At 56.7% G+C, this 25,428-nt stretch carries 22 protein-coding genes and 1 pseudogene; 18 read left to right on the top strand and 5 right to left on the bottom strand.

Annotated elements, in window-relative coordinates:
• Positions 1-25 precede the first annotated feature (25 nt).
• From EV281_RS26730 to EV281_RS26755, 6 genes are read left to right on the top strand one after another with little or no spacing between them, the layout of a single operon-like run.
• Positions 26-1,750 carry an EAL domain-containing protein gene (locus EV281_RS26730; RefSeq protein ID WP_132657384.1) on the top strand — a complete coding sequence of 575 codons (1,725 nt, stop codon included), beginning with the start codon at positions 26-28 and terminating at the stop codon, positions 1,748-1,750.
• A 50-nt stretch (positions 1,751-1,800) separates the two neighbouring features.
• Positions 1,801-2,319, top strand: a complete 519-nt coding sequence (locus EV281_RS26735; protein ID WP_132657556.1) for a ubiquinone biosynthesis methyltransferase UbiE — start codon at positions 1,801-1,803, stop codon at positions 2,317-2,319.
• Positions 2,316-3,482 (top strand): class I SAM-dependent methyltransferase, encoded by a 1,167-nt coding sequence (locus EV281_RS26740; RefSeq protein ID WP_132657386.1) that lies wholly within the window; start codon positions 2,316-2,318, stop codon positions 3,480-3,482. The genes EV281_RS26735 and EV281_RS26740 overlap by 4 nt, the downstream gene beginning before the upstream one ends.
• Positions 3,479-5,839, top strand: coding sequence for a SpoIIE family protein phosphatase (locus EV281_RS26745; protein ID WP_132657388.1), 2,361 nt, complete (start codon positions 3,479-3,481; stop codon positions 5,837-5,839). The genes EV281_RS26740 and EV281_RS26745 overlap by 4 nt, the downstream gene beginning before the upstream one ends.
• A gap of 4 nt (positions 5,840-5,843) precedes the next feature.
• A complete protein-coding gene (locus tag EV281_RS26750) occupies positions 5,844-6,404 on the top strand; it encodes an ATP-binding protein (RefSeq protein ID WP_132657389.1) in 561 nt (186 codons plus the stop codon).
• A 14-nt stretch (positions 6,405-6,418) separates the two neighbouring features.
• Positions 6,419-6,757 carry a hypothetical protein gene (locus EV281_RS26755; protein ID WP_132657391.1) on the top strand — a complete coding sequence of 113 codons (339 nt, stop codon included), beginning with the start codon at positions 6,419-6,421 and terminating at the stop codon, positions 6,755-6,757.
• Between the two features lie 18 nt (positions 6,758-6,775).
• Here the strand turns inward: EV281_RS26755 and EV281_RS26760 are convergent, their stop codons facing one another.
• Positions 6,776-7,924, bottom strand: a complete 1,149-nt coding sequence (locus EV281_RS26760) for an AraC family transcriptional regulator (RefSeq protein WP_132657393.1) — start codon at positions 7,922-7,924, stop codon at positions 6,776-6,778.
• Between the two features lie 657 nt (positions 7,925-8,581).
• Here EV281_RS26760 and EV281_RS26765 point away from each other — a divergent pair.
• The 9 genes and pseudogenes from EV281_RS26765 to EV281_RS26805 all read left to right on the top strand — a co-directional run bounded on the left by EV281_RS26765 (position 8,582) and on the right by EV281_RS26805 (position 17,486).
• Positions 8,582-8,782, top strand: coding sequence for a hypothetical protein (locus EV281_RS26765; protein WP_132657394.1), 201 nt, complete (start codon positions 8,582-8,584; stop codon positions 8,780-8,782).
• Positions 8,783-9,049: 267 nt separating this feature from the next.
• Positions 9,050-9,477 (top strand): annotated as a pseudogene (locus tag EV281_RS26770) (GGDEF domain-containing protein).
• A 322-nt stretch (positions 9,478-9,799) separates the two neighbouring features.
• Entirely contained in the window at positions 9,800-11,032 is a 1,233-nt protein-coding gene (locus tag EV281_RS26775) for an HlyD family efflux transporter periplasmic adaptor subunit (protein ID WP_132657557.1), read from the top strand.
• Entirely contained in the window at positions 11,014-13,008 is a 1,995-nt protein-coding gene (locus EV281_RS26780) for a glycosyltransferase (protein WP_132657398.1), read from the top strand. The genes EV281_RS26775 and EV281_RS26780 overlap by 19 nt, the downstream gene beginning before the upstream one ends.
• A 437-nt stretch (positions 13,009-13,445) precedes the next feature.
• Positions 13,446-14,417 carry an alpha/beta hydrolase gene (locus tag EV281_RS26785; protein WP_132657400.1) on the top strand — a complete coding sequence of 324 codons (972 nt, stop codon included), beginning with the start codon at positions 13,446-13,448 and terminating at the stop codon, positions 14,415-14,417.
• 61 nt (positions 14,418-14,478) lie between these two features.
• Positions 14,479-15,231 carry an alpha/beta hydrolase gene (locus tag EV281_RS26790; protein WP_132657402.1) on the top strand — a complete coding sequence of 251 codons (753 nt, stop codon included), beginning with the start codon at positions 14,479-14,481 and terminating at the stop codon, positions 15,229-15,231.
• The gene (locus EV281_RS26795) at positions 15,228-16,100 is read left to right on the top strand and encodes an alpha/beta hydrolase (protein ID WP_132657403.1); all 873 of its coding nucleotides are present in this window, start codon (positions 15,228-15,230) and stop codon (positions 16,098-16,100) included. Before EV281_RS26790 ends, EV281_RS26795 begins: the two co-directional genes overlap by 4 nt.
• Positions 16,101-16,126: 26 nt before the next feature.
• Positions 16,127-16,804 (top strand): isochorismatase family protein, encoded by a 678-nt coding sequence (locus EV281_RS26800; RefSeq protein WP_132657405.1) that lies wholly within the window; start codon positions 16,127-16,129, stop codon positions 16,802-16,804.
• 52 nt (positions 16,805-16,856) lie between these two features.
• Complete coding sequence (locus EV281_RS26805; protein ID WP_132657559.1) at positions 16,857-17,486, top strand: pyridoxamine 5'-phosphate oxidase family protein; 630 nt, start codon at positions 16,857-16,859, stop codon at positions 17,484-17,486.
• A 10-nt stretch (positions 17,487-17,496) separates the two neighbouring features.
• Here EV281_RS26805 and EV281_RS26810 read toward each other — a convergent pair whose 3' ends face one another.
• Positions 17,497-20,166, bottom strand: a complete 2,670-nt coding sequence (locus tag EV281_RS26810; RefSeq protein ID WP_245508375.1) for a winged helix-turn-helix domain-containing protein — start codon at positions 20,164-20,166, stop codon at positions 17,497-17,499.
• 369 nt (positions 20,167-20,535) lie between these two features.
• Between EV281_RS26810 and EV281_RS26815 the strand changes: the two genes are divergently transcribed.
• Positions 20,536-21,342, top strand: coding sequence for a GNAT family N-acetyltransferase (locus EV281_RS26815; protein ID WP_132657408.1), 807 nt, complete (start codon positions 20,536-20,538; stop codon positions 21,340-21,342).
• Positions 21,343-21,479: 137 nt separating this feature from the next.
• Here the strand turns inward: EV281_RS26815 and EV281_RS26820 are convergent, their stop codons facing one another.
• The gene (locus tag EV281_RS26820) at positions 21,480-22,127 is read right to left on the bottom strand and encodes a LysR substrate-binding domain-containing protein (protein WP_245508367.1); all 648 of its coding nucleotides are present in this window, start codon (positions 22,125-22,127) and stop codon (positions 21,480-21,482) included.
• A 589-nt stretch (positions 22,128-22,716) separates the two neighbouring features.
• Between EV281_RS26820 and EV281_RS26825 the strand changes: the two genes are divergently transcribed.
• Entirely contained in the window at positions 22,717-22,917 is a 201-nt protein-coding gene (locus tag EV281_RS26825) for a type II toxin-antitoxin system VapB family antitoxin (RefSeq protein WP_113354669.1), read from the top strand.
• Positions 22,914-23,297 (top strand): type II toxin-antitoxin system VapC family toxin, encoded by a 384-nt coding sequence (locus EV281_RS26830; RefSeq protein WP_132657410.1) that lies wholly within the window; start codon positions 22,914-22,916, stop codon positions 23,295-23,297. Before EV281_RS26825 ends, EV281_RS26830 begins: the two co-directional genes overlap by 4 nt.
• Before the next feature lie 189 nt (positions 23,298-23,486).
• Here the strand turns inward: EV281_RS26830 and EV281_RS26835 are convergent, their stop codons facing one another.
• Positions 23,487-24,716: a HipA domain-containing protein gene (locus EV281_RS26835; RefSeq protein WP_132657411.1), complete on the bottom strand. Its 1,230-nt coding sequence runs from the start codon at positions 24,714-24,716 to the stop codon at positions 23,487-23,489.
• Positions 24,709-25,299 carry a helix-turn-helix transcriptional regulator gene (locus EV281_RS26840; protein ID WP_132657413.1) on the bottom strand — a complete coding sequence of 197 codons (591 nt, stop codon included), beginning with the start codon at positions 25,297-25,299 and terminating at the stop codon, positions 24,709-24,711. The genes EV281_RS26835 and EV281_RS26840 overlap by 8 nt, the downstream gene beginning before the upstream one ends.
• Between the last annotated feature and the right edge of the window lie 129 nt (positions 25,300-25,428).

A 25,428-nucleotide genomic window follows, 5' to 3' on the forward strand; every position in this document is an offset into this window, starting at 1 on the left:
GGAGTTTACGAAAGGGGAGGAACGGATGCCGGATGGCGATGCGACACGGCTTGCTTCTGTCGAAACCTATCTCCCTGCCAATACTGACGAGCTCGTCTCTTTCTATGACGAGAGCTTTCATCTTACCGAATGCTCAGCAAGGCATCGGCAGACGCATGCAGTCGACTCTCTGGTCGATGCTACCTTGTGGCATGTCTATCCGGAGCTTTTAGCACCTTCGACGAAATCTGCGGTCGAACACGTGCTCTCGAGTGGATTGCCGCGAAACGTCGAGATCGCAAATGCAAAGACTGGAGATCAGCGTACGCTCACAGTTTTCCGCAGCTCTAGCGGCTTGGGCGTGGTCGAGGCGGACGGCGATGCTAACTTGCGCGGGACTTATAGCCAGGCCGAAACTGACCGTGCGCTTCTTTTTCATCAGGCTACCCACGATGTTTTGACCGGACTGCCAAATCGACGGCAATTCAGCGATCAATTGCGAGATGCCCTGCCGGTATCAAAGGGGGTCAAGTTCGCCCTCATGCAGATCGACCTCGATGACTTTAAGCCTGTGAATGACACATTGGGCCATGGTGCCGGCGATACCGTCCTGAAGATGGCGGCCGAACGGATAAGGAGCGTGCTCGGCGAGCAGGAAATCGCGTATCGATTAGCCGGTGACGAGTTCGCGGTCATCCAGCGCAGAGCCAACCAGCCTCGGGAGGCGGAGCGCTTGGCAGAAGCGCTCGTCGGTGCTTTCAGGGAGCCGTTCACGGTCGAAGGCATCAATGTCTTTGTCGGCGCAAGCGTCGGGATTGCCGTTGCCCCAGCCGATGGAAACGAATTCGAACAGCTCATGAAAGCAGCAGATATTGCGCTTTATGCGGCCAAAGAGGACGGCAGGCACAGGGCAAGGAAGTTTAACCGCTCCATGCTCATGGTTCTGGAACAGCGGGAGACGCTGCGCCGCAGTCTGCGAACCGCCCTTAAAGAGGGCCAGTTCTTCATCGAATATCAGCCACTCGTACAACCTCCTTTTTCGATCGTCGGCTTCGAAGCACTATTGCGATGGCATCATCCAGTCGTTGGCATCATCCCGCCCAATATCTTCATCCCCATGGCCGAGACGGACGGTTTGATGAGAGACATCGGTCAATGGCTCCTTGAACAGGCCTGTCGTGAAGCGATGTCGTGGCCGGCCCATTTTACAGTGGCTGTCAATCTCTCCCCAGCGGAGTTTCTGCACGCAGGCCTTACCGATCGCATTGCCCAGACCCTGGACCTCGTTGGCATCCGTGCCGACCGACTTGAATTTGAGATCACTGAGTCTGTGCTGTTGGAGCGCACAATCAACAATCTCGACACCCTCAATACCTTAAAGGTGCTGGGAGTGCAGATTTCGCTCGACGATTTTGGGACCTACTATTCGTCGCTGAGTTACCTGAAGAACTTTCCCTTCGATACGATTAAGATCGACCGGTATTTCATCAAGGATCTTGAGATCGACGACAAGAGTCGGACGATCGTTCAATCCATTATCGCCCTCGCTCACGGGCTCGGTATGCGCGTCACTGCCGAGGGTGTTGAAACGGCAAAACAAGCTGCTTGGCTCAAAAAAGCAAAATGTGACCGGCTGCAAGGATATTTCCTCGGCAAGCCGATGCCCGCCGAAGAGCTCGGTGTGTTCCTCGGCAGGCTTATGCCACCCGTCGCCTTTGAAAACTTCTCGATTTCCGGTCGAACGCCGCCTTTGGATCCAAGGAGAATGTGAATATCAGTTTTTTAAACTCCCTCGGAGCGGATATGGGAGGAGGAAACGGTATGCATGCAGCCAGCAACAAGTCAGCGGAAGTCGCCTTCAAGCCCCTCCTCCGGTTCGAGATGGACATGGCGACATTTCTTTCCGACTGGCAGCATTGCGATCAACTGTCGACGTTCATGGCGCGGATGATCAGCCACAATCGCAGCGATCCGATCCGCCATTCGAACCTCTTCTCGTTTGCTCTCAATGAATTGTTGGAAGTATCGTTTCGCGGTGGATCTGCGCGGGGATTGATCGACTGTGCCGTCTATCGATACGACGCGACGGAACGTGTGAGGCTCAGTTTCACCTGCCCCGCCGGACAGCGGGAGTTCTATCGCGAGGCGGTGTCGAGATCCCGACAGGAAGATGCGATAGCACGTTATCTCAGTGCGATTTCAATCGATCAGACGCCAAACAGGGAGGTCATGCTTCTTGATCTGGCAATCAATTTCGATGCTCGCCTCGACCTGGAGGAACCCACTGCAGCCAGCATCACATTGGTCGTCGACCTGCCGCTTGAAGGAAACATGCGTTGAACACAACACCCTTCTTTGCAGACTTCGACTCCAAAAGCCAGGAATTCGTCCTGGCTGGCGTGATCCGACCACATTCCGTCGATGAGATCGCCGCCAGCATTTTCATGCTCAAGGAGGCGATCGATGATGTGCGAGGGGTTCTTTACATCAACGTAAAGCGCCTCGTTCAGATGAATAACACCGCCTTTCAGGCCTTTGCCCGCGTCGTGCTGGACACCTGCCGAACAAGATCCGATCTTCGTTTCGTTGTCGTGACGTCAAGCGTCGTTGGCTGGACCGGGCGCATGTTCAAACATCTGAGCAACATTGAGCCGCGAGTAACGGTGGAGGTCTACGATTCCGGGTTTTATCCCGGCCAGAGCTTCGTCGAGGATACGAGCTTCATTCCGATATTGCGCACACAAACCAGGATGACCTGGCGCCACGAGCGCTCGATCCTTTCCCGTCACGGCATGCGACCAGGAATCGTGATGGCCGATATTTGCTGCGGCATTGGTGATTTCGCCATGCTTGTCAAAAAAGAGTTCCGGCCAACGCGGATCGTGGCGCTCGACCATTCCCAGGCAAGTCTCGCCTATGCGCGCGAGGTCGCCGCCAGCTTCAGTGTTGCCGATATCGAATATACTTACGGCGATGCCTCCGAGATGCTGCTCGAAGACAACCAGTTCGACCTGGTCACCTGCCGTCATTCGCTTCAGATATTCAACCGGCCGGATGTGCTTCTGAAAGAGCTTCTCCGGATCTGCAAGCCGGGCGGGAGGGTATACATAACAAACGAGAAGAATTCGCATTGCCTGGGCGAACCCTGCTCACAGAGCATTCAATGGACGTATAATGAAGTGGCAAAGCTATTCAGCCACTTCGAAATGGACGTGGAACTCGGCCCGAAAAGCCGCCGATATCTCACCGACGCTGGCTTTGAGGATATTCTCGTCGAATCCTTCATGGTCACCAATCTCGATGGAGATCCGCAGGATTTCGCCGACGTTATCGCAGCCTGGGAGAATGTCTATGCCGGACAAATGGCTGTCAAGCGCGGGGATCCTCCCGAATTCATAGAACGCTTCCGGCAGGGTTTCAGGGACCACATCTTTGCTGCCCTTCATCCCAAGGGCTATGCCGGCTGGCCAATCTGGGCGGCGTCCGGACGCAAACCGTCATGAGCACACCCGCTCGAGGGACCGCACCTTTTGGCTTGCACTCGTTTCGCGCGAAGTTCGTCTTCGTTGTCGGAAGCGCCGTACTCTTCGACCTTTTGGTAACCGGCGGCCTGGCGCTTTGGAATGTGCAAAGGCTCTCGCGTGATGCCGCCGCCGAGGTCGGCCAAGGTTTGGAGGAAGCCAACCAAGGCTATATCCGTTCCTATGCGGAAACGACGGCCGAACACGTCAACCTGCTCCTCAACCAGGTCCATTCCGATGTCAGCACGTTGGCCGGCGTTCTTCAGGCCCAGATCGATCACCCCTCGAGAAAAGCCAGGATTGGCCAGGCGATGGCTCTCGGTTCTCCAGGATCCACCAAGGTCTTTTACGATGTGAACGGAGGATGGGCACAGAACCTGCCCGGCTCACCTTCCGTCGTCAGCGTCTGGGGATATCTCCTGGGATCCGATCACCTTCCATTGCCGGAGGTCGAGAAGGACATCGAAACCAGTGCAGTTCTCGACCTGGTTGCGCCAAGTCTCCTGTCGGACGGTCTGTCGAAGCTTCAGATGTACTATATCGGCCCGATGGAGCGTCCGATTTTCCGCACAACGCCCTATACGGCCCAGGCCCAGACGTTCGACAGGCTCTATCCTGGGCACAACAGCGCGGCGTTCTGGACCTTCTTCTTTCCCGGGCTTTATGAGTCGTGGGAGCAATGGGGCAAGGACAGAGGGCAGCGCCCGGTCGACAGTGACATCACGCAGACGGCCCCTTATACGGATGCAATCACGGGAAAGCTCATCGTCAGCTTCTTTCAACCGCTCTGGTCCCGTGATCGGACGAAAGTCGCAGGCGCCGCCGGAACCGATATCACGCTCGACCAGCTTGCTGGAATCATCGAGAGCGTCAAGGTTGCCAGCAGCGGCTTCGGATTTCTGGCCATGTCGGACGGCAACGTGGTCGCCATCAATCCGACGGGTGAGAAAATCATCGGCCTTCAGGCATCAAATAATCAAGGCGGCGAGGGTGTCACGGGCCTAAACCGTTCACTGAAGGCAAGCCGGCAGCCGGAAGTCGCCCAATTACCGCTGGGCGAAGATGGTCTGTTGCGGCATATTCGCCTTGATGAAAATGGCGAAAAGGTTCCCTATCTCGTTGTCTTGAAGCAGCTGCGGCCGACGAACCTATGGCTTTCCGGCCCTGTCAGACGCGAAGCCATGCTGCTCGGCATCGTCGTGCCGGAGCGCGAGATTTATGCCTCGCTCTTTGCTGCACAGGCCGGAATTTCACAGGCGACCAATCGGATTCTGATCTACCAGATTCTGGCACTCCTCGTATCGCTGTGCTTTGTCATCACAGCCGTTTTTGCCATATCGAAGCGCATCACCAGGGGCATCAGTTCGCTCGCCGAAGCCGCCAAACGCATTCAGGCCAAGGATTATTCCGTCAGGGTGGACATCCCGACGCATGATGAAGTCGGCGAAGCGGGAACGGCCTTCAACCGCATGGCGGAACAGATTAGTTTCCACACGGAAAATCTCGAGCAGCTCGTCGAGGACAGAACAAAGGAGATCGAAGAGGCGAACCTACAGATCTCCACTTTGAACCAACAGTTACGCAGCGAAAACCTGCGCCTTGGCGCGGAGCTTGCGGTTGCGCGCCGCATCCAGATGATGGTTCTTCCCAAAGCCGGCGAATTGGAGGAGATCTCGGATCTGGAGATCGCAGCCTACATGCGTCCGGCAGACGAGGTCGGGGGCGATTACTACGATGTCCTGAGGGAAGGAACGCGGTTGAAGATCGGCATCGGCGACGTTACGGGACACGGCCTGGAAAGCGGTGTTTTGATGCTGATGGTCCAGTCGATTGCGCGGGCATTGCAGGAAGCTGGCGACATGGAGCCCTCGCAGTTTCTGAACAGGGTGAACCGCGCCATCTATAAGAACCTCGTCAGGACCAGCACAAACAAGCATCTTTCCCTCGCCTTCCTGGACTACGACGGCAGACGCCTGACACTTTCGGGCCAGCACGAAGAACTGATCGTCGTTCGCAAATTCGGAAAGGTGGAGCGGATCGATACGCTTGACCTCGGCCTGCCGATCGGCCTGGAGCCGGATATTTCGTCCTTCGTGGCAACGCGCGAGGTGTCCTTCGACCGCGACGATATAATCGTTCTGCATACGGATGGCGTGACGGAAGCCGAGGATCGTAACGGAGAACTCTTTGGTATCGAGCGGCTTTGCGAAAGCGCCGGTCGGCGATACGGCTTGAGCGCCGAGGACGTCAAGGCCGGGATCATCGAGGATTTGATGGCGCATATCGGCACGCAGAAGATCCATGACGATATCACACTCGTGGTTATGAGACACAGGTGAACGAATGACGACCTTGTATGGATTGGAAGATCTGGCGACTGGAACAAACGAAAATGTCACAAGGTTACGCCTTTTTGAGGGCCCCCTCGATCTCGGCTGGAAACATTGCGCGATTACGTCGGATTTCGTCGCCGAGGTCGTGGCCTTGCGCTACCGCACATCCCGCAGCCTCTACAGGGAGGTCAGGCACAATGTCAGCTATCTGACGAACGAGCTTGTCGAGAACGCAGTAAAATTCCGTGCAGCCGGCGAGATTGTCATAGAGGCTTCGGTTGGGAACAATGTCTTCCGCGCCAAAGTCTCCAATCTTGTCGATGAGCAAACATCCCGGCAGTTCCAGCACTTGCTGTCGGAAATCACGATAGGCGACCCGAGCGAGCTGCTCATCAGGCGAATTGAGGCGAATGCAATTGGCACAAATGTGACCGGCTCAGGTCTCGGACTTCTGACCCTCATGAGCGATTATGGCGCTCATTTTGCGTGGGTTTTTGGAGCAGGCAAGCCAGACGGCAGAATTCCGCTGGAAACCTACGCATCCATCACAGTTCCAGATGCAGCGAATTGATGAGAGAGGTCGATATGGAAATCAAGGAAGAAGAATATCGCGTCTGGTCGGAAGGTACGGAAATCTACTTCGATGGGATCATGCGGCTGCCCAGCACGGAGGCCTACGCGCCCATTTTTTCCCTTGTCGTGAATATTCTGGACGCCAAACCGGATCGCGTCACCATCGACCTCACGGGTCTACAATTTCTCAATTCATCCGGAATCAACCTGCTCGCGAAGCTCACGATTGAGGTTCGCAACAAGCCGAATGTTCAATTCACGGTGCGCGGAAGCTCGGAATATCCCTGGCAGTCGAAGTCGCTTCCGAACTTGAAGAAATTGCACCCGGGGGTAGATCTCAGACTTAGTTAAGACAAAGCTGACATCGAGTCAGCCTGCAGGCGTCAGCCAATCGCCGATCGTTGTCCCATGAATCCGTGTGGAACGCGCAGCCGGAACCGCCGGGCGCTCAGTCGCCGCGCTTTTTCGGATCTCACGGGGGCTGGACCCGAATTCGTGACTGAAAGCGCGCGTAAAATTGGCAGCGGCGTCAAAACCGGTCGCTTCCGCAATCTCCGAGATCGGCCTGTTGTCGGCAGGATTGCTGAGATCCGCATATGCCTGCAGCAATCGACGTTTGCGAATGTAGTTGGAGACGCCCCCGTTCGCTTCGAACAATTGGTAGAGCCGCGTGCGCGAGATGCCCAAGGCACGGCACATGATGTCAGGTGTCAAATTGTTTGAATGGAGGTTGAGGTGAATGTAGCGGTGCGCCCGCTCCATCATTCCCATACTGGTCTGGATCTGACCAGTTTGCGGCCTTGAGGACGACACGGCGCATGCGACGACCATGTCGGAGATGGTTTGCACGATCCGGGGCACCTCCCCTGCCGCCAGATTGCTCAACTTCGTTTCAAGATCCGTCATATAGGTCGTGAGTAGCTCGGCCAGGCTGCCGGACAGAAGCGTGTTGTTGGCGCCCTGGAGAAGGCTCGCATTCGCAGCCAACAATTCATAGGGCAGGAAGACAAGCACCGCGACTGAATCAATCATCCGCCCGCGATGGGGATAACCGAGGGATCTGAAAAATACGTCGCCGGGACCGGCCTCCGTGACGTGACGGCTGACCTCCGTCCAGACCCGGCCGCTGTGAAGCAGGCCGACGTTCCAATGGTCGATCGGGCTCGATCGCAGCGTGGCTTGATCGCGAATATAGCTGTGAGCCTGCGTGCGCTGCTGGACGATGAGTATGTCGCCGACATGCCAGCCGATCTGTTCGGCAAGAAAGCCGTCGTCGGGTGATTTTTCGTCCGGCAGGTGAACGTCGACGAGCGGCGCCATATGCGCACGCCAGGCCTGGAACTGGTCTTTTGGTGGCAGATCCTGTGTGGAGAAACGTAAGGGCACCAGCGCGGGCGCAATATCCAGGCGGCGCTCCTTCTCCATGGCCGGTTCGCGCGGCCAGCGCCGTCGCTCCATGTGGGCCGGCCACTTCTGTCCAGCGGCGCGGTCATCTCCCGGTTCGGACTCCGTATCCATCCAATTCCTCCAGCGCACAAGCCGATCCGGCTGCTGAAATTGAGAGGAAATAATCGTTCTGGCGGATGAGACCTCCGCATTGCCGCCTGAAAAGGAGGTGGCTGAACGTCACGTGCATAAGCTATTTATCATGTTCTTTTGCGAGCAGAAATGTACGGAACGATAATTTTCAGGATGCACGGATAACGACAATTGCGTCCCGGTCCTGTATCTAAATAAGCGATGATGAATTCCGAATAAAATTCGGAAATTCCAAAATATTCATGAGCAAGCGCGATGTAGTTTCAAGGGTGCGATGGACGCGAAGCGACAGTTATTCAATATAAAACGGGAACATGGGAGTATAGTCGTAACCATCTGAGTCATATTCGTGCATTCTCTGCACAATCTTCGGTCGATGACCGAGATTTTTCGTCATACAACCTTCCGTCACCGTGCGGAATTCTTGCCGCCGGTGATGCAGGTTTCCTCGGATTCAATTATGCAAGACGCTCCTGACGCCGATCGATGGTGACGGCAGAGCGAGGGGTTGCGCGCAGCGGTAGCGCCATCTGTGTCAGTGCGTAATGACGCGACCTTGCACGCAACCCTTACTATTCTACCGGTTAGCGAATTTCATGCGAAGCTGCCCTTTCTTGTGGCAGAACGGAGGCTACGATGACCACCACATGCGATGAGAAACAGATTGAATTGACACCGATTTCGAGCTGCAGAAGAGCGGTCGAAATCGCGATGGTGGAAATGCTCGTCAATTTGCAGAAGCGTGGATGGTCGGCAGCGGAACTGGCGCTGGCGCTCGCAGACGCCTCAGAAGATCTTGTCATGCTGATCGCGACGAAAAAACTTAGAACGCATTAACTAAATGAGCGAGTGAAATTATGCCGTCGCTTGGCTCTCGGGGGCGTCGGCGCAACAGGTGGCGCGGTGAGCGTCATCCTTGTAGCACTTTTCGAGCGGCGGCGCCGGTCATGCTTGCCAATGTTCTTGCGTCCTTCTTGCGGATCTGCTCGAGCGAGAAAAGCAGCGCGTCCGTATGGTGCGTGTGCTTGAGAATGAGGCAAGCGTCGATCCTTTGACGAAGCTGCCAATCGCCGCGTCTTTCAGCGGGCGGCAGATCGCTGCGCCGTGGAAGCGGGCAATCGCAGGCGACCTTTTTCCATCAATTTGCTCGACATCGACCACTTCAAGAAGATCAACGATACTTGGGGCACGACGTGGGCGACACTGTGCTCTCGAAGGTCGCTGACCTCATCCGCCGGACGGCTCGCAAGAGCGATATCGCCGCCCGTTACGGAGGTGAAGAGATCATAATTCTTCCCCCGGATTCGGAAGAGTACGAGGCATCGATCGTCGCCGAGAAAATCCGCCATACGATGGAGGCGGAGAATTTGATTGTCGGCAATGCCGCGATCAAGGTTACTGTCAGCATCGGCGTTGTGGCAGTCAAACCAGGCAGTACCAATATTCAGACGACGATCGAGGCCGCGGACAAGGCGCTCTATCGCGCCAAGACCCCAGGCCGTAACCGCGTCGAGCTGGCGAACGCGGCGTAAGAGCGGTGCTTTTGCCGGCTCGATGACGGTACTGCATCGGCGACTGATGCGCCTGGGGTTGGCTGCATGTCGCTTCTTCGCTTTCGGCATCACCCTAAAATTCAGCGCCCACGCATCTCCCGCCTGGCCATCCCACCGAGAGATATCGACCGCCGCTGACGGTTGTCCGCTAGTTCATGAATGACCTCTTTCTGCCGCAGGTTTACGACCATCACTTGTCTATTAATTCTCAATGGGTTAGATTATGCAAGAAGTGGTTGCATCCATTGTGCCAGCTCGACAGGTGCAGATGGCTGCTGAAGCGACACCTTCGGATGCCAAGATGATCTGGAACTATCGCATCACACGCATCACTGTCGGCCTGCTGCTGCTGGCACTCGTGGTTGTCCTCTCATTGCCGGCGATCACCGGATTTACGAGCCTAGATGGCACGGTCAATGCGCGGTTCGCTGTCGTTAATGCCCCAATCGACGGAACGGTTGCGGAAGAGCCCCTCAAGGTCGGAAGCCCGGTCAAAGGGGGACAGTCTCTCGCAGAAATCAGGAATAGCCGCGTCAATCGCGCGATCCTTGCTTCGCTCGAAGCAGATCGCAACACGGCGCTCGACCGCGTTGCGGCGCTGAAAAGAGAACGGGAGGAGCTCTCCCAACTTCGCGAGGAGCTATCTGCCAGATTGGAAGTCTACAAGCAGACCACCATCGCCAATCTTGAACGCGAAGTCGAGATCCTGCAGAAGAAGGTCGAGGTGTCACAAGCTCAGGATCTCGTCGCTCAGGTCGACCTGAACCGCCGAATGGAGCTCGAGTCGAAAGGCATTCTTACGCAGAAGCTGGTTGAGGCCGCGCGCGCCGCCGGAGCTGCGACCGGCGGCGAGGTCGAAATCAGCAACTTAACCGTCGATCAATTGCAACAAAGACTCAATGCGGTCCGTCAAGGGATCTTTGTCTTTGGCGACGGACAGAATGATGTGCCTTACTCGCGACAGCGCGAGGACGAGGTTATCGTTCGCATCAACGACTTGAACTCGCGCATTGCGGAAAATGAGACGCGAGCCACCGAAGTTCAAAAGCAGCTGATCGAAGAGGGAAACCGCGTCGACAACCTTGAATCCGCAACCGCGACAGCGCCGTTCGACGGCGTTGTGTGGAGCAGAAGTATTGTCAACGGCTCCAACGTCGTACTGAACGACGAGCTAATGCGCCTTCTCGACTGTCGAGAGCTATTCGTGGATATCCTTGTTCCCGAGGTCGACTATGACGAGATCTATCCGGGACTTGTTGCGCAGGTCCGCTTGTTCGGTCGCAGCGATGTCTTCAAGGGCACGGTCATTTCTGTGAGAGGCAGTTCGGCTTCTGTCGAGACCGATTCGTTTGCCGCCAGTTTGCCGCCGTCGACACAACGCAATGCCCGCATAAGGGTTCGCCTCGATCCATCTTTCATGAACGACGACTTTGCGAACTCCTGCCAGGTGGGACGCACAGTGCAGGTCCGGTTTGCCAAACACGGCATAGACGTGTCCAATTGGGTCAAAAGCCTGTGGTTCAGTATCTTGTAGCACTGGTTCCGACCATTCTCGTGCTGGCCTTCTTTTTCCTTGGGCCGTTCAATTGGTCGCGCCATCACACCTGGACACGAGCGGTGACCTGTGCGTTCGTCGCGGCAGTCGCATTGCGATACATGGTCTGGCGCCTGACGGAGACTGTGCTTCCCTATCCCAACGACGGTCCGAGTTTCTATTGGGTCTGGATCCTCTTTAGCGTTGAGATTCTGGCTTGCGTCGAGGTCGTCCTTTTTCTGGTATTGATGAGCCGCTACGTTGATCGGAGCGGAGAAGCGGACAGGCTAGCACGCGTTTTCTTTGCGCGCGAGGAGCGCGAACTCCCGACTGTCGATGTTTTCATTCCCACCTATAACGAGCCGCTCGACGTGCTCGAGCGAACCATCATCGGCGCCCTTTCGCTGGATTATCCGGCCGACAAATTGAATGTGTACGTGCTTGACGATCAACGCCGGGATTGGCTGAAGGCCTATTGCGAGGGGAAGAACGCCATCCACGTCACTCGCGGCGACAACAGCCATGCCAAAGCAGGCAATATGAACAATGGGCTGAAAGTCAGTTCGGGCGAGTTTGTTGCAATCTTCGACGCTGATTTCGTTCCCTATCGACATTTCCTTCGCCGGACGCTGCCCTTCTTTGGCGATGAAAGCATCGGCATCGTCCAGACACCTCAACATTTCTTCAACGTCGATCCGGTGCAATCAAACCTCGGCTTGGAAAATATCTGGCCGGACGAGCAGCGCTTGTTCTTCGATGAGATCGCGCCCAGCCGAGACGCCTGGGATGTCAGTTTCTGCTGCGGGTCGTGCTCGATTGCCCGCCGCAAGGCCATCGACGCCATAGGCGGGTTTCCGACGGAATCGATCACAGAAGACCTGCTAACAACTCTTTCGATGCTCAACAAAGGCTACAAGACGCGCTATCTGAATGAGCGGCTGTCGATGGGACTGGCCGCCGAAAATCTGACCGGCTATTTTGTGCAGCGCGAACGGTGGTGTCAGGGGGGTATTCAAACCCTTTACTTGTACAATGGCCCGCTGCGCGGCCCCGGATTGACGCTCTTTCAACGGATCATGTTCCTGCCAATATCATGGCTGGTACAGTATCTGGTCCGCTTAATGATATTGCTCGTGCCGATCGTCTATCTCTGGTGCGGGCTGCTCCCGCTCTATTTCACGGACATCGCCGATTACGTTTCTCATCAGGTGCCGCTGCTCGCAGCGTATTTTCTGCTTATGCTGTGGATCACGCCTACGCGCTATCTGCCTGTGATTTCCAGCGCGGTCGGGACCTTTGCGACATTCCGCATGTTGCCCACCGTGGTCTCCAGCCTGGTGAGACCATTTGGCAAGCCGTTCAGAGTGACACCAAAGGGCAGCGGTAACGAGTCGAACCGGTTCGACCGCTACAGCTTTGCCTGGATCGCAAGCCTAATCACGGTCACCGTCTTTGGCCTCTTGGTCAATATCGTGCCGGAAACGTCGCATGTACAAGGTCAGTTTTCGCCGATCGCCGCCTGTTGGTCAGGTATCAATATCGTCGTCCTTCTCATTGCGTCTCTCATCTGCTTCGAGAAGCCCCGGCGCCTGTTTCACGCGTTCAAACTCGACGAAGCGGCGACAGTCGACGATGTCTCCGGGCGGGTTATAAGTTTGGCATTGGACAAGGCGGTCGTTGCAGTTCCCAGCATGGCCCGATTTCAATCCAAATCGGTCACGCTGAAATTCGCCGGCTTCGCCCCGTTCAAAGCGGATCTCAGACAGGTCACTCAACGACGAAGGAGCATAAGTCGCAGCGGCGACAAACAAGCTTCTTACCTGCACCTGCATTTCGAACTCAGTGGCTCAGCTCGCGATAACATGATTGTCAAGCTCTATACCGGTCAATATTCGCAGGACATTCGCGACATCGACAAGGTCGCTGTCTCGCTTAATCTGTTCCTACGGTCATTCGGAAGAACGCGCACGTTGTAGTCGAGTTCAAAGGGCGGATCGTCCGTTCAGACGTCCATGCCAAATGGACGTCGAGATTCGATTGATCGCCGCTCTCTGACCTGAGACGCCGCGGGTGCGCGCCGAGTATGAGCTCTCGACGTGCCAAACACTCGACCGTGTGATGTTCAATAATGGAAGTTCAGATTGATGCCCGCGGTAGCTCAGACGAGGAACCATTCGAGCCAATCGATCAAATTCGGCCTGCTAATATTAGTTTAAGCGAGATCGGAGATGCGGTGGCATCCCGTATCTGGTGCTCAAGGCAATCGCTTCTAACGCTTTGACGTGGGTCAGCAACGGCGCACCGTTCAACTTTTTACCCTTATTTATCCCGGGTTCGATGACCGGCAATGCTAGTCCTTTTTTCCAGAGGCGCTGATGTGGATCGGCACCCAATTCTGAAAAAGGAAAGCATTATGAAAAAACATCTTCTCGCCACCGTCGCATTTGTTTTGGCCATCTCTCCTATGGCGGCCGAAGCCCGCTGCGTGCCGAACAACGCTGTCATCGCCGGGACGGCTGTCCCGGTCATCCAGTACAAGCACACGACGATCGACGGTGTGAACGTGTTCTACCGTGAAGCCGGCCCGAAGGACGCACCGGTCCTCCTGCTACTGCACGGATTTCCGACCTCGTCACATATGTTCCGCAACCTTATTCCGCTGCTTGCGGACCGTTACCGTGTGATCGCACCGGACTATCCCGGTTATGGCCAAAGCGACGCACCGGATCACACGAAGTTTTCCTACACATTCGCGAACCTGACCAACATCGTCGACAAGCTGACCGAAAAGGTCGGAGCCGACCGCTACAGCATGTACGTCATGGATTACGGTGCACCGATCGGCTACCGTCTGGCGCTGAAGCACCCGGAGCGGGTCGAAAGCCTGATCGTGCAGAATGGCAATGCCTATACCGAAGGCCTCGCCGCATTCTGGGATCCGATCAAGGCCTACTGGGCCGAGAAGACACCGAAGCGTCGGGAGGCATTGTCGGGCCTGGTCACACTCGAAACCACGAAATTCCAATATACCGACGGCATGACCGATGTGGCGCATATCAGCCCTGACAACTGGATCGTCGATCAGGCATTGCTTGATCGCCCTGGCAACAAGGACATCCAGCTCGACCTCCTGGGCGACTACGGCAGCAACGTACCACTTTATCCGCAGTTCCAGGCCTACTTCCGCGATCGTCAGCCGCCGACGCTGATCGTATGGGGCAAGAACGACAAGATCTTCCCTGAGTCCGGCGCGCACCCATATCTTCGCGATCTTCCGAACGCCGAGATGCACATTCTCGACAGCGGCCATTTCGCTCTTGAAGACAAGCTCGACGTTATGGCGCCGCTGATCCGCGACTTCCTCGACCGCAAGATTTGTAATTAGTCGAGTAGCTAATCGGTTCCGCGGGGCAAGCAGCCCCGCGCCCAGCCCAAAGGAAAAGATCATGACCAATCCCGTTTCGGGCACCCAGGCAGCTGGGGAGCCATCCCTCTCGATCGTCCTGGTACACGGTGCCTTTGTTGATGGCTCCGGATGGCAGCACGTCCATAGCGAACTCGTTGGCCGCGGGTTCGAAGTGCTAGTCGCTCAGCACCCGACCACCTCACTTGAAGGTGACGTTGCCACCACCGAGCGTCTGATCGCATCGGCTCACCACCCGGTGCTTCTGGTCGGCCATAGCTACGGCGGAGCCGTTATCACGGAAGCCGGCGTCAACCCGAAGGTCCAGGCGCTGGCCTACATCGCGGCTTTCGTGCCGGATGTCGGCGAGTCTGTTGCGGGTCTGAACGAAGCGCCGGAAGAGCCCGGCGAAGCGAAGGCGCCATTGCTTCCTCCGCAGGATGGCTACCTGGTTGTCGACCCGGCCCGATTTCCCGAAGCGTTCGCCGCCGATGTCGATCCCGCTATAACGCGGTTCATGTCTGCTGCACAGCTACCGTGGGGCCTTGCAGCGGTCATTGCGCCCGTCACGCATGCCGCATGGAAGACCAAACCCAGCTTCTATCTCGTCGCATCTGCCGACCGGATGGTGCCCCCGAGTGCGCAGCGACGCATGGCCAAGCAAGCAAAAGCAGCGATTACAGAAATCGATAGCAGTCATGCTCTTATGATCTCGCACCCAAAGGAAGTCGCTGCGTTCATTGTGGCGGCAGCCGCGGCCTCGTCCGGCGGTCTGGGGCAAGGAGGCGGACAGTGACCCAGCCCGTCACCTACCACAGAACCGACAGCGTCGCCGGACTCGACATCTTTTACCGTGAGGCGGGCGAGCGGGGCGCACCCGCGGTGGTATTGCTGCACGGCTTCCCGAGCTCATCGCATATGTACCGCAACCTCATTCCGGCGCTCGCCGACCGTTATCATGTGATTGCGCCCGACCTTCCGGGGTTCGGTCTGTCGGAAATGCCTTCGTCCAGCGACTTCGAATATGGCTTTGCCACCTTCTCGACCGTCGTCGACAGTCTTCTCGAGCAGCTGGGTGTTGAACGTTATGCTCTCTACGTCATGGATTACGGAGCGCCGACCGGATTTCGCTTGGCGCTCGCACACCCAGACCGGGTGACCGCCTTGATCATTCAGAACGGCAACGCTTACGAAGACGGCATGGGGGATTTCTGGGCGCCGACGCGGGCTTACTGGGCCGACAACGGTGCAGCAAACCGTGACGCCATGCGGCCGTTCCTGTCGCTTGACGGCACACGCTTCCAGTATCTCGCCGGCACAAGCGATGAGGCGCGGATCGATCCTGCCGTGTGGCTGTACGATCAGCTCTTCCTCGACCGTCCGGGCAGCGTCGAAATCCAGCTGGACATCATTTACGACTATCGAACCAACATCGCTCTCTATCCGGCCTTCCACGCCTATCTGCGGGAATATCGGCCGCCGACGCTGATCCTGTGGGGCGAGAACGATCCCATCTTCCTGCCCGACGGTGCGCGCGCCTACCTCCGCGACGTTCCCGACGCCGAACTTCATTTCCTCGACACTGGACATTTCGCCCTCGAAGAAAAGGCGGACGAGATGATCCCCCTAATGCGCGATTTCCTCGCCCGAAACCTGACCCATTAACTGAAACTCAAAGAAGGACAACGACCATGTACAATAGCAAATCCAAAACGAGTGTGCTTCCGACCGGTGGCGGCGCAGCCCTCATCGACCCCACCGACGCCCTGATCCTGCTTCTCGATCACCAGTCGGGACTGTTCCAGACGGTCAAGGACATTTCCGTGTCTGATCTGCGCAGGAATGTCGAGGTGATGGCCAGGCTCGCCACGTTGCTAAATATCCCGGTGATCACCACCGCCTCGGAACCGGCCGGTACCAATGGCCCACTGATACCCGAAATCCACGATTTGGCTCCGCATGCCGTCTATGTGCCGCGCAAGGGCGAAGTGAACGCATGGGACAATGGAGATTTCGTTGCAACAGTACGCGCTACCGGCCGCAACACTCTCATCATGGCGGGCGTCTGGACGAGTGTCTGCGTGATGTTTCCAGCACTTGACGCCCGTGCCGCGGGCTACGACGTTTATGCGGTCCTCGACGCGTCGGGGGATCCGAGCGAAATGGTCTCTCTGATTTCGCTTGCCCGTTTCGTGCAAGGTGGTGTCAAGCCGACTTCGACCAATGCCTTACTGTCTGAGCTCCACCGGACATGGGCTCGTCCCGAAGCTGCAGAACTCGGTAAGCTCTATGGACTCGTTGCTCCGAACTATGCCGCTGTGGCCGAGAGCTATGAACGCGCGCAGCAGGCGGCGAGAGAGGTGATATAGACTTGCATTCCCCGATGCCTTGCGAGCCGACAATGCAGTCAGGAGAGACGCTATGACTTATGGTTTTATGGATATTGCGATCACTCCTTCAGTTCGCAGGGCGCAAGCGGAAATGGGAGCGGATCGTCTGTGGCACGACTTCAAGGGACACCGCGAATTCGAGCGGTTTTCCACGAGAGAAACCGCGTTCATTGCGCAGCGCGACAGCTTCTACATGGCCTCGGTTTCCGAGACGGGATGGCCCTATGTCCAGCATCGCGGCGGGCCCAAAGGCTTTCTCAAGGTGCTTGACGACCGCACGCTTGCCTTTCTCGACTACCGCGGCAATCGCCAGTATATCAGCACCGGCAATCTCGCAGAAAACGACAGGACATGCCTGTTCCTGATGGACTATCCCGGCCGTACGCGCCTGAAGATTTATGCCCGCGCCGAAAAGCTGGCGCTCGACGCGGATCCAGCGTTCACGGTGAGCATCACCGACGGCGATTATCGAGCCAACGCCGAGCGAATTTTCAAGCTCAAGCTTGAGGCGTTCGATTGGAATTGTCCGCAGCACATTGAGCCACGATATACGGAGGCCGAATTTCTGTCGGCCTTCCAGCACCTAATCGACAAGATTACTCAATTGGAGCAGGAAAATGCGTCGCTTCGCGAGCGGGTTCGCAAGCCTACAAAAAATTGATGCTACAAGTTCAGCGCACAGTCACCGCGGACATAGCAAGGCGGGTGCGTCTAGTCGCGGCGCCCGCACCCATCGCAACCGCACTATCCAAGGATTTCTGGAAATAGCGCATCGCCTGGTTTGAACGGGCGTTTCTGGCTTCAATCATTCCGGCAACGCGCCAGAGATCAGGATGCCACCATCGTTCCTCGCGTATTCCGATTTCCCCAAGTACGGCGCGCAGGGTGTTTTCGGCAAGTTGCATCTCACCTGCTGCTATATAGGCCTCCGCCAACAGGCTGCGGTAGAATGGGACGCGAGCCCGCCAGCTGCCCCGCAGTAATCCGGCGATGCTGTCCTGCATCAAGGTGAAACCATCCTTGTCACCTCGTGCTGACTGGATGGCACCGGCGAAAAACGTGGCTGTACCCTCGTAAATGCCAACGCTTTCACGGCGGCTGACGTCGGCCAACTGCCGCTGAAGCTGCGAAGCGGTTTCCAGATTGCCGTCTACGAAAGCAATCGGCAACGCCGCCAGAGAGATCGCATTGCCAAGGGATATCATGTGATCGAGATCAACGGCTCGTCTGATCGCAAGATTGGCTAGATTGGACGCACGATTAGAGTCACCCTGTAACCAGGACACAAGCGCCAGAGATAGGCGTATGCCGGCCGGCAAGTCGACCTGAAACCGGGAAAGGCCATGACCCTCTTCCACGTGGCCCCAATCATTCATCAGCGCTTCCAGATGGGCTGATGCCGAATTCAGCTCACCTGCGTAAATCTGGATATGCGCCAACAGCCGCTTCCCATCAGGCGCGGTTGCCCAGTCCAAACCCTTTGCTACGGCAAAATCATTCATCGTGCGTAGTGCCGTGCGCGGCCGGCCGGAATAGGCCAGAAAAACAGCTTGTCCGCAAACCGCTCGCACCTGAAACTCGGCATCGCGAGAACCGTTCGCATGAAAAATGCTTTCGCGCCATGCATCGTCGGTCTGCGGATGCATGTGGCGCGCAAGTGTCATGGCCCAGGCCCGTGCGGTGGACAGCTTTGTCCGCCCCGATGGGGCAAGCCCTACAAGGGCAGTGCTGTTCAAGCTTGCAAGATCGATGGTCTCCAGCATTTCTCTGAAAGCGGAAAGCTCTTGCCAAAGCGGCAATGCGGCGACCACCAGTTCGACCCCCAATGCGGCGTCGCCTACGGGATCGAATGCCCAGGCGATCGCAGCACGCACATCGTCAATCTGCCTCCGATATTTCCCGAGCCATTCACGAGAGGTCTGAGACGACCATTCCCGTTCGGCAGCCTGCAGCCTATCCCGCGTGCGAACGGCAAATTGGCGTCTTGCCTTTTCTCTGTAGGGAGAACCTAAAAGACGACGCGCGGCATAGGCGCCAGTGCTTTCGGCAAGCCTATAGTACATAGTTGAGCCATCATATTCTGCGGAAACCAGCGATTTAGCCACAAGCTGCGACAATGCGTCCCGCCCAGTCATTGGCTCGAGGGCGCCGGCGGAATACAAGGCCTCGACATCGTCAGCGTTGAAACGGCCGGAAAACACCGAAAGCAAGCCGAGCAGGACTGCCTCGCGGTCAGGAAGAAGCCGATAGCTCCAGTCCAGGGTCGCCTCCAGGGATTGGTGGCGCAAGGGGGCATCCCTTGCTCCCCGGCTCATCGTATCGAAGCCATCCTTGAAGAGGTCATCGAGCGTCGAGGGCGCAAGGACGCTGGCCGTGCCGGCAGCCAGTTCGATCGCGAGGGCCAAGCCATCCAACCGTGTGCAGATCGAAACGACGCTGCGGACATAGTCGTCGGGAGGCTCAGCATCTGCTGAACCCCGCGCCTTGGAAATGAACAGCTGGATTGCGGGAAACTGCAGGGCGTCCTTGGGGGAAAGCGCTACCGTCTGCTCCGGATAGCTGAGTCCGGCGAGAAAATGGATCTGCTCGTGCCGCGTCCGGAGCGGCTCGCGGCTGGTCGCAATGATCCGGGCAGAAGGAACATCTGACGATATCCTTTCGACGATCGTCGCCGCCATCGCGATGACATGCTCACAATTGTCAATGATCAGAAGCGGCTTATTACTACGAAGAACATCGATCACACCTGCGATCGGGTCATCAAATCCAAGGGAGACGCCGAGAGCGGAAGCGATCGCTGGCACCACAAATCGCGGGTCGCTGAGCGCCGACAGATCCGCAAAGGCAATGGCTTCGCCGGTCAGGCACGATTGCTGAGCAACCGTAACCGCAAGTGATGTTTTTCCTGCTCCACCCGGCCCAACGATGGTGGCATAACCGGGTTGGTCGAGCATTTCAGAGAGTTGTCGGATTGCGTCCTCTCGGCCGAGAAGCTGCCCAATTCGGGGTGGCGCAATGTAGTGGCTTGTGGTTGAAGCAACTTGCCGAGCTGGAGGCGGGCTGTCGCGTTCCAAAGCAGCAACGAATTTGTAGCCCCGCCCTGGAATCGTTGCAATGTAATCAGCAGCAGGATCGAGTTTGGCCAGCGAACGGCGAAGATTGCCAACATTGACCTTCAAGTTATGGTCGTGAACGATATAATCAGGCCACACGTGTGCGAAAAGATCTGCTTTGCTCACTACTTCACCGGCCCGCCTCACAAGCAGAGTTAGAATATCAAAACCTCGTCCGCCAAGCCCAACAGGCTGACCGTTATGCAGGAGAGCTTGGGCTTCTGGCATGAGCCGGAAATTGCCAAATTTGTAAGCGGTTTGTTTCGACAAAGCTTGCGACCCACCGGCGTTTGACACATAGCCCTCGGAAAAGTTAGACGTGCACCGGCTTAGCCAGTTATCATGGTGTATATAAACGTGTTTGGACCGCATGCTGGTTTGAGACGACGTGTACCACGTCTCATCTCGGATTCTTGCGCTTGAACGTTCGTTTTGTTTGCCCACAAATCGCTTCAGGCAGTGTCCGTCTGCGCAAAATGCTATCACCAACTTTCCGTTCGGACAAATCTACGGGAAGCCGCCGCGGCGATCGTTCCGTATCCAATCGAATGTCTCTTAATCCGCTTTCGGCGACGTTTCTGCTTTAGGAGTAGCCCCTTGGATCCTCGTTCTTTTGATCAGCCTTGCCCTACAGTTGAAGACGCCATTGAGGCTAAAGCTTTCATTGATCTTTATGAGGCCGCCCATGACCGATTGCGGGGCGAGGAACAGTTCGAATGTGTGTCCATCAATGGAGGATGCGCGATTTCACTTCCAAACGCGCCTGCGACCGGCCTTAACCGCATCCTCGGCCTTACGACGAGTGAAGATCTCGATGAAGCTTACAACTGGATGAAAGAAAGACGCGGGAACCGGTTTTTGCAGCTCAACGTCGACGATGCATCCAACGACCTGAGACGTTGGATCCAGTCGAAAGGGTTGCTTCCTCATGGTCCTGGGTGGGCAAAGCTGAAACGAACCACCGACACTGTCCCTATTCTGTCGCCGAGCCCAGTGAAAACACGAAAAGTTCGGCCCGATGAAGCCCAGGAGTTTGGCGCCATGATGTGTGCCGGGTTTGGTTTTCCGCAAAGCCTTACCGATCTGTGGGCTGCAATCGTCGGAAGACACAGATGGTCTTGTTTCTACGCGTTAGACGGGGAGACACCTGTGGGAACGGGAGCGATGTTCGCGTCAGGATCGATTGCCTGGCTCGGCGGCGGGACGACCGTGCCGAGCTTTCGAAACCGCGGTGCCCAGAAAGCTTTGATTCAAGCTCGCGTACAGGAAGGCGCTGATCATGGAGTGTCGACGTTCGTGGTCGAAACCGAAGTGCCATCAGCCGATAAGCCTAATATCTCGAACGCCAATTTAGCCAAGATGGGCTTTGTGCATACATACAACCGCAGCAACTTCCTTTTGTGAGGAGCTTGTTGTCAAGCGGACCCACGCCCTACACTCGCCGTAGGGTACGTTTTCAGGCCACGGCGACTGACCACAGTCGTAATCTTGCAGTTGAAGGGAATCGAACCGCTGTTACACTCAACCCGTAGACTCAAACATCAGGCATTTGAACCGCCAGTTCCAGACGCACCGGACGGCCAGTTCCAAGGAGGCGTGAGTTTTCCACGAGGTAATCGACGAAACACCTGACACGCACCGGCATGGGCTCCGCCGACGAATACCGCATGGATCTCCTCCACCTCTCCAGGATTGAACTCCTCGAGAAGCGGCACGAGTCGCCCAGACCGGATCGCGTCCTCGACCGTCCGCGTTCCCACGCGCGTAATTCCGACACCCTCTGCGGCGAGTTGCCCAAGCGCCTCGCCGTTGTTTGCTTCTACACTGCCTTTGACGATCAACTGATAATCGCGCCCGTCTTTCCGAAACGGCCAGGTTGGGGCGGCTCGCTTGAAGTTGAACCCAAGACAGTCGTGGTCATGAAGGTCCTCTGGAACCTGCGGCGTGCCTCGACGCGCGAGGTATTCCGGGGATGCGACGATCACCTTGCGCGTTTCGCCGAGCTTTCGCGCGGTCAGCGCCCCGTCGGTCACGGGACCAAAGCGGATGCCAACGTCCGCTTGCCCGGCGGCGACGTTCACGATCGTGTCGGTGAGGTTGACCTCGAGCACGATGCCGGGATGCCGCCGGATGAACTCGCCAAGCAGCGGAACCAGCGACAATCTCCCGTACTGGATGGACGTGGTCACCCGAAGACGACCGCGCGGGGAACTCCGGTCGGAGATCATCTGCTCGGTTTCACGGAGATCCGCGAGATTCTGCGCGCCGCCGATAAATATGCGGTGCCCTCCGGCGTAATTGTCAGCAATCGAGCACTGCGCAGCAGGAGCCGGACGCCAAGCCTTCCAAGGATTGAGGGAGGCAAGCGTTGAGCGCGGCGAACGGAACAGCCACGAAGACCGTTGAGACGAGCACCCTTTCCATCGGTTACCCAAGTCGAGGACGGTATTTGGCTCGTCAGCTTCATGCCCTATGATCTCGGATATATCGATCTGGAGCAGAGAACCTTACAAACCATCGACAACCCGTTCGGCACGAGGTTGTCACCCATGTCTTAGGAACAAACTGTTACCTATGTCTCCGGGTCGGACAAAATCGGATCTATTGATGTGAACCGATTCGAACCGTGGACTTTGCACGTGGCACGGATGGCACTGATTTCAACTTCACGGCTCAATTCCAATACGTTCGCAGACCACGTCCGTGCATGGAAGCGAAAGCGTAGATTTTTTCACCAAATGGTGCTATTTCTGACGTCATTAACACGGAGGTCAGCTGATGCGCTCAACCATCAATCTCGACGACGCCCTCATGGACAGGGCGAGATCATTGACCGGCACCAAGGAAACCGCGGCACTCGTCCGCCAGGCGTTGGAGACGCTGGTTCGGGTGGAGTCAGGAAAACGCCTCATCGCTCTAGGAGGAACCATGCCGGAGGCCGAGGCAGCCCCGCGCCGTCGGAGCACGGCGGTTAAGTGATATTGGTAGACACCTCGATCTGGATTGATCATTTCCGATATGGCGATGCCGAGCTACGAAGGATAATCGAAGACGATCGACTGCTTTGCCATCCGAGCGTGATCGGAGAGTTGGCTCTTGGCAGCCTTCGAGATCGCGGCAGTGTCATTGCTTTTTTTGCAGCTCAGCGCGGAGCTGTTGTCGCCACGCACGACGAAGTCATGATGATGATCGATCGATACGGCATTTTCAGCATGGGTATTGGCTACACTGATGCGCATCTGCTGGCATCCGTTCGTCTTGAGCAGAAAGCAACCTTGTGGACCAGAGATAGGCGACTGCGAGCGGCCGCCGAAAAAGCAGGCGTGTCACTACATATTCCGGCCGATGAGCCTCATTAGATGCCCGAGTTTTATGTTTAAAGGTTTTGCGAACCTTTACTGCCTTGATGAGAGCAGAACCTAAGGCCCTCATCATCTGAGATCTGGCGTAGTTGACGGGATTCGAACCAACGGCCATCCTGTTTTGGATGGGCTAACGCCTTGAATATGCGCCAAGGCTCGGTAAGTTGAATGTCGAGCCGCAGGGCACTAATTCGCGAACTCACGATACAGCTCGACCTTCCGTGCGTGCGTATCAACCGTGTCGGTGACCTTGGCGGCGATCGGCAGGTTTTTCTTTTCCGCCTCCCATACCGCCCTAAAACGTTCAACCGTCTCGCGCGCCGTGTCGATCACCAGCTTTTCGGAAAGCTGCGCTTTCGCAGCCAGATGCGCCAGCTCGTCCTTCGACAGCGCCGCCATCTTTTTTGTACGGGAGAAATTGAGCGCCGCCGTATCTTCCCCCTCGATGTAAGGGATAGTCGACAACAGGTCATACGCTGGCGAGAGCGCAGGGGTGCGGCGATCAGGATAGATGAGCGACCAGTTCTTCAGGTGCATGTCGCCATTGCCGATTAGCGTGCTGAAGACTAGACGCCGGATGAATTCCGCCACGTCGGCCGTGCTGGTTTCGATCCCCAGTACGCGGCCGATCATCCTGTAATTGCCCTTATCGTATTTTTGGTCGGGAAAGACGCCGAAGACTTGCGCAAAGTCCTCGATATGCACCGCTCCCTCCGGCGTGCGGTCAAAACGCTTGATCGCCAGCGCCTGCCCATGCAGTTCACCCACTCCCTGAGGCAGGCCGCTCACGGCGTCGAGATTAACCAGCTGAATCTCGGGCACGTCCATGCCCATTATGCGGGCGATGGTCATCATCGCGAACTCATTCTCGGGCACGCCACTATATTGCTGAGACGGCAGCTTCACGATCCACGAGCCACCCGTGCCCTCAGCCGGAATGGTCAAGCCGCCGCCCTTTTTGTCGTTCTTAAAGGCCGAGAACTTCAGCTGCACACCCGCCAGCGAAAAGCGCAGCGCGTTCGGCCGCGCTTCGACAATAGCCTGCTCGTCATCCGGAGGCGCGTCATCCCCTTCGGAGGGATGCACCGTCACAGCCCCAGGCAGGTCGCGGCCGAGCATCCAGAGCAGGAAGAATTCCCGCGACGGCTTCACACCCGCACGATCAGCGAGGTATTTGCGCAGCGGTCCTTCAGGCAGTAGGTTCGAGAAGAAGGGCGGGACCACCATGTTATACGGCCTGAACTTCGTGATTAGCGTCCCGAACGGGTCTTTCAGGGACAGGCTAAGCGTCGGCCGCTTTTCGTCTTCGATATATGCATCGTTGAACGCGAAGATGGTGCGACCGTCCTGCAGATTCGTCAGGGTCGCAACCGGTTCCCCATACAGCCTGACATCGAGTACCGTCACCTTAGGCATTATCGTCTTCCTCATCCAGCGCATAGGCCGAGCGAGGGACCGCGACGTCACGGTCGCGGTGCACCGCGGCGTTGCGTAGGCTTCTTACTGCATGTGCGATCCTGCTCAGTTCCTGACGGGACGGCGGATCAGTCTGCCACCGGTCAAGGCGTGCAGTCGCCTCGTTGAATGTGTCCATCTCCTCGGCCGACAGAGGAAGATGCCGTAAGAGCGCGAGGCTATCTTTGAAAGTATCTGCCTCGGAAGCACTACCGAACCCGCCCCTGTGCTGCGCAAACCACCGCTCAAGGCGCCCCACCAGCTTGCGCTGGCCGGATGTCAGGACATCACTCGATGCCGATGCACTATCGAGGATATTGCGGATTGCCGGCATCAGTTTTTTCGGGACAAGGACGATCTCGAGGTCGAGCGCGCGCGCCACATCCACCAGGCTGCCGAGTCCGGGCTCCATAGTGCCCCGTTCTATCTGAGAAATATGGCTTTGCGTCAGGCCCGATCGTGCGCTCAGCTCGCGCTGGCTCATTTTCTGCGCTTCGCGCGCAGCGCGTAGCTGCTGCGTTATATACTCCGTTTTATATGCCATATCATTATCCTGTATCGCACGATCCGAAACATACAGGATAATATATAGAGCAGTTTGAGGAGCGATACAATATCGATATATAAAGCTGTATCAAAGTATTCTATCGATATGGAATCATATATCATTTTT

The organism is Rhizobium sp. BK418 (assembly GCF_004341105.1).
GTDB lineage: Bacteria > Pseudomonadota > Alphaproteobacteria > Rhizobiales > Rhizobiaceae > Rhizobium.

Bases quoted from the DNA above. Each gene is read 5' to 3' on its own strand.
- EV281_RS26730 (WP_132657384.1), top strand. From the start codon at position 26: ATGCCGGATGGCGATGCGACACGGCTTGCTTCTGTCGAAACCTATCTC.
- EV281_RS26735 (WP_132657556.1), top strand. From the start codon at position 1,801: ATGCATGCAGCCAGCAACAAGTCAGCGGAAGTCGCCTTCAAGCCCCTC.
- EV281_RS26745 (WP_132657388.1), top strand. From the start codon at position 3,479: ATGAGCACACCCGCTCGAGGGACCGCACCTTTTGGCTTGCACTCGTTT.
- EV281_RS26750 (WP_132657389.1), top strand. From the start codon at position 5,844: ATGACGACCTTGTATGGATTGGAAGATCTGGCGACTGGAACAAACGAA.
- EV281_RS26755 (WP_132657391.1), top strand. From the start codon at position 6,419: ATGGAAATCAAGGAAGAAGAATATCGCGTCTGGTCGGAAGGTACGGAA.
- EV281_RS26760 (WP_132657393.1), bottom strand. From the start codon at position 7,924: ATGGATACGGAGTCCGAACCGGGAGATGACCGCGCCGCTGGACAGAAG.
- EV281_RS26765 (WP_132657394.1), top strand. From the start codon at position 8,582: ATGACCACCACATGCGATGAGAAACAGATTGAATTGACACCGATTTCG.
- EV281_RS26775 (WP_132657557.1), top strand. From the start codon at position 9,800: ATGATCTGGAACTATCGCATCACACGCATCACTGTCGGCCTGCTGCTG.
- EV281_RS26785 (WP_132657400.1), top strand. From the start codon at position 13,446: ATGAAAAAACATCTTCTCGCCACCGTCGCATTTGTTTTGGCCATCTCT.
- EV281_RS26790 (WP_132657402.1), top strand. From the start codon at position 14,479: ATGACCAATCCCGTTTCGGGCACCCAGGCAGCTGGGGAGCCATCCCTC.
- EV281_RS26800 (WP_132657405.1), top strand. From the start codon at position 16,127: ATGTACAATAGCAAATCCAAAACGAGTGTGCTTCCGACCGGTGGCGGC.
- EV281_RS26805 (WP_132657559.1), top strand. From the start codon at position 16,857: ATGACTTATGGTTTTATGGATATTGCGATCACTCCTTCAGTTCGCAGG.
- EV281_RS26810 (WP_245508375.1), bottom strand. From the start codon at position 20,166: ATGCCAGAAGCCCAAGCTCTCCTGCATAACGGTCAGCCTGTTGGGCTT.
- EV281_RS26825 (WP_113354669.1), top strand. From the start codon at position 22,717: ATGCGCTCAACCATCAATCTCGACGACGCCCTCATGGACAGGGCGAGA.
- EV281_RS26835 (WP_132657411.1), bottom strand. From the start codon at position 24,716: ATGCCTAAGGTGACGGTACTCGATGTCAGGCTGTATGGGGAACCGGTT.
- EV281_RS26840 (WP_132657413.1), bottom strand. From the start codon at position 25,299: ATGGCATATAAAACGGAGTATATAACGCAGCAGCTACGCGCTGCGCGC.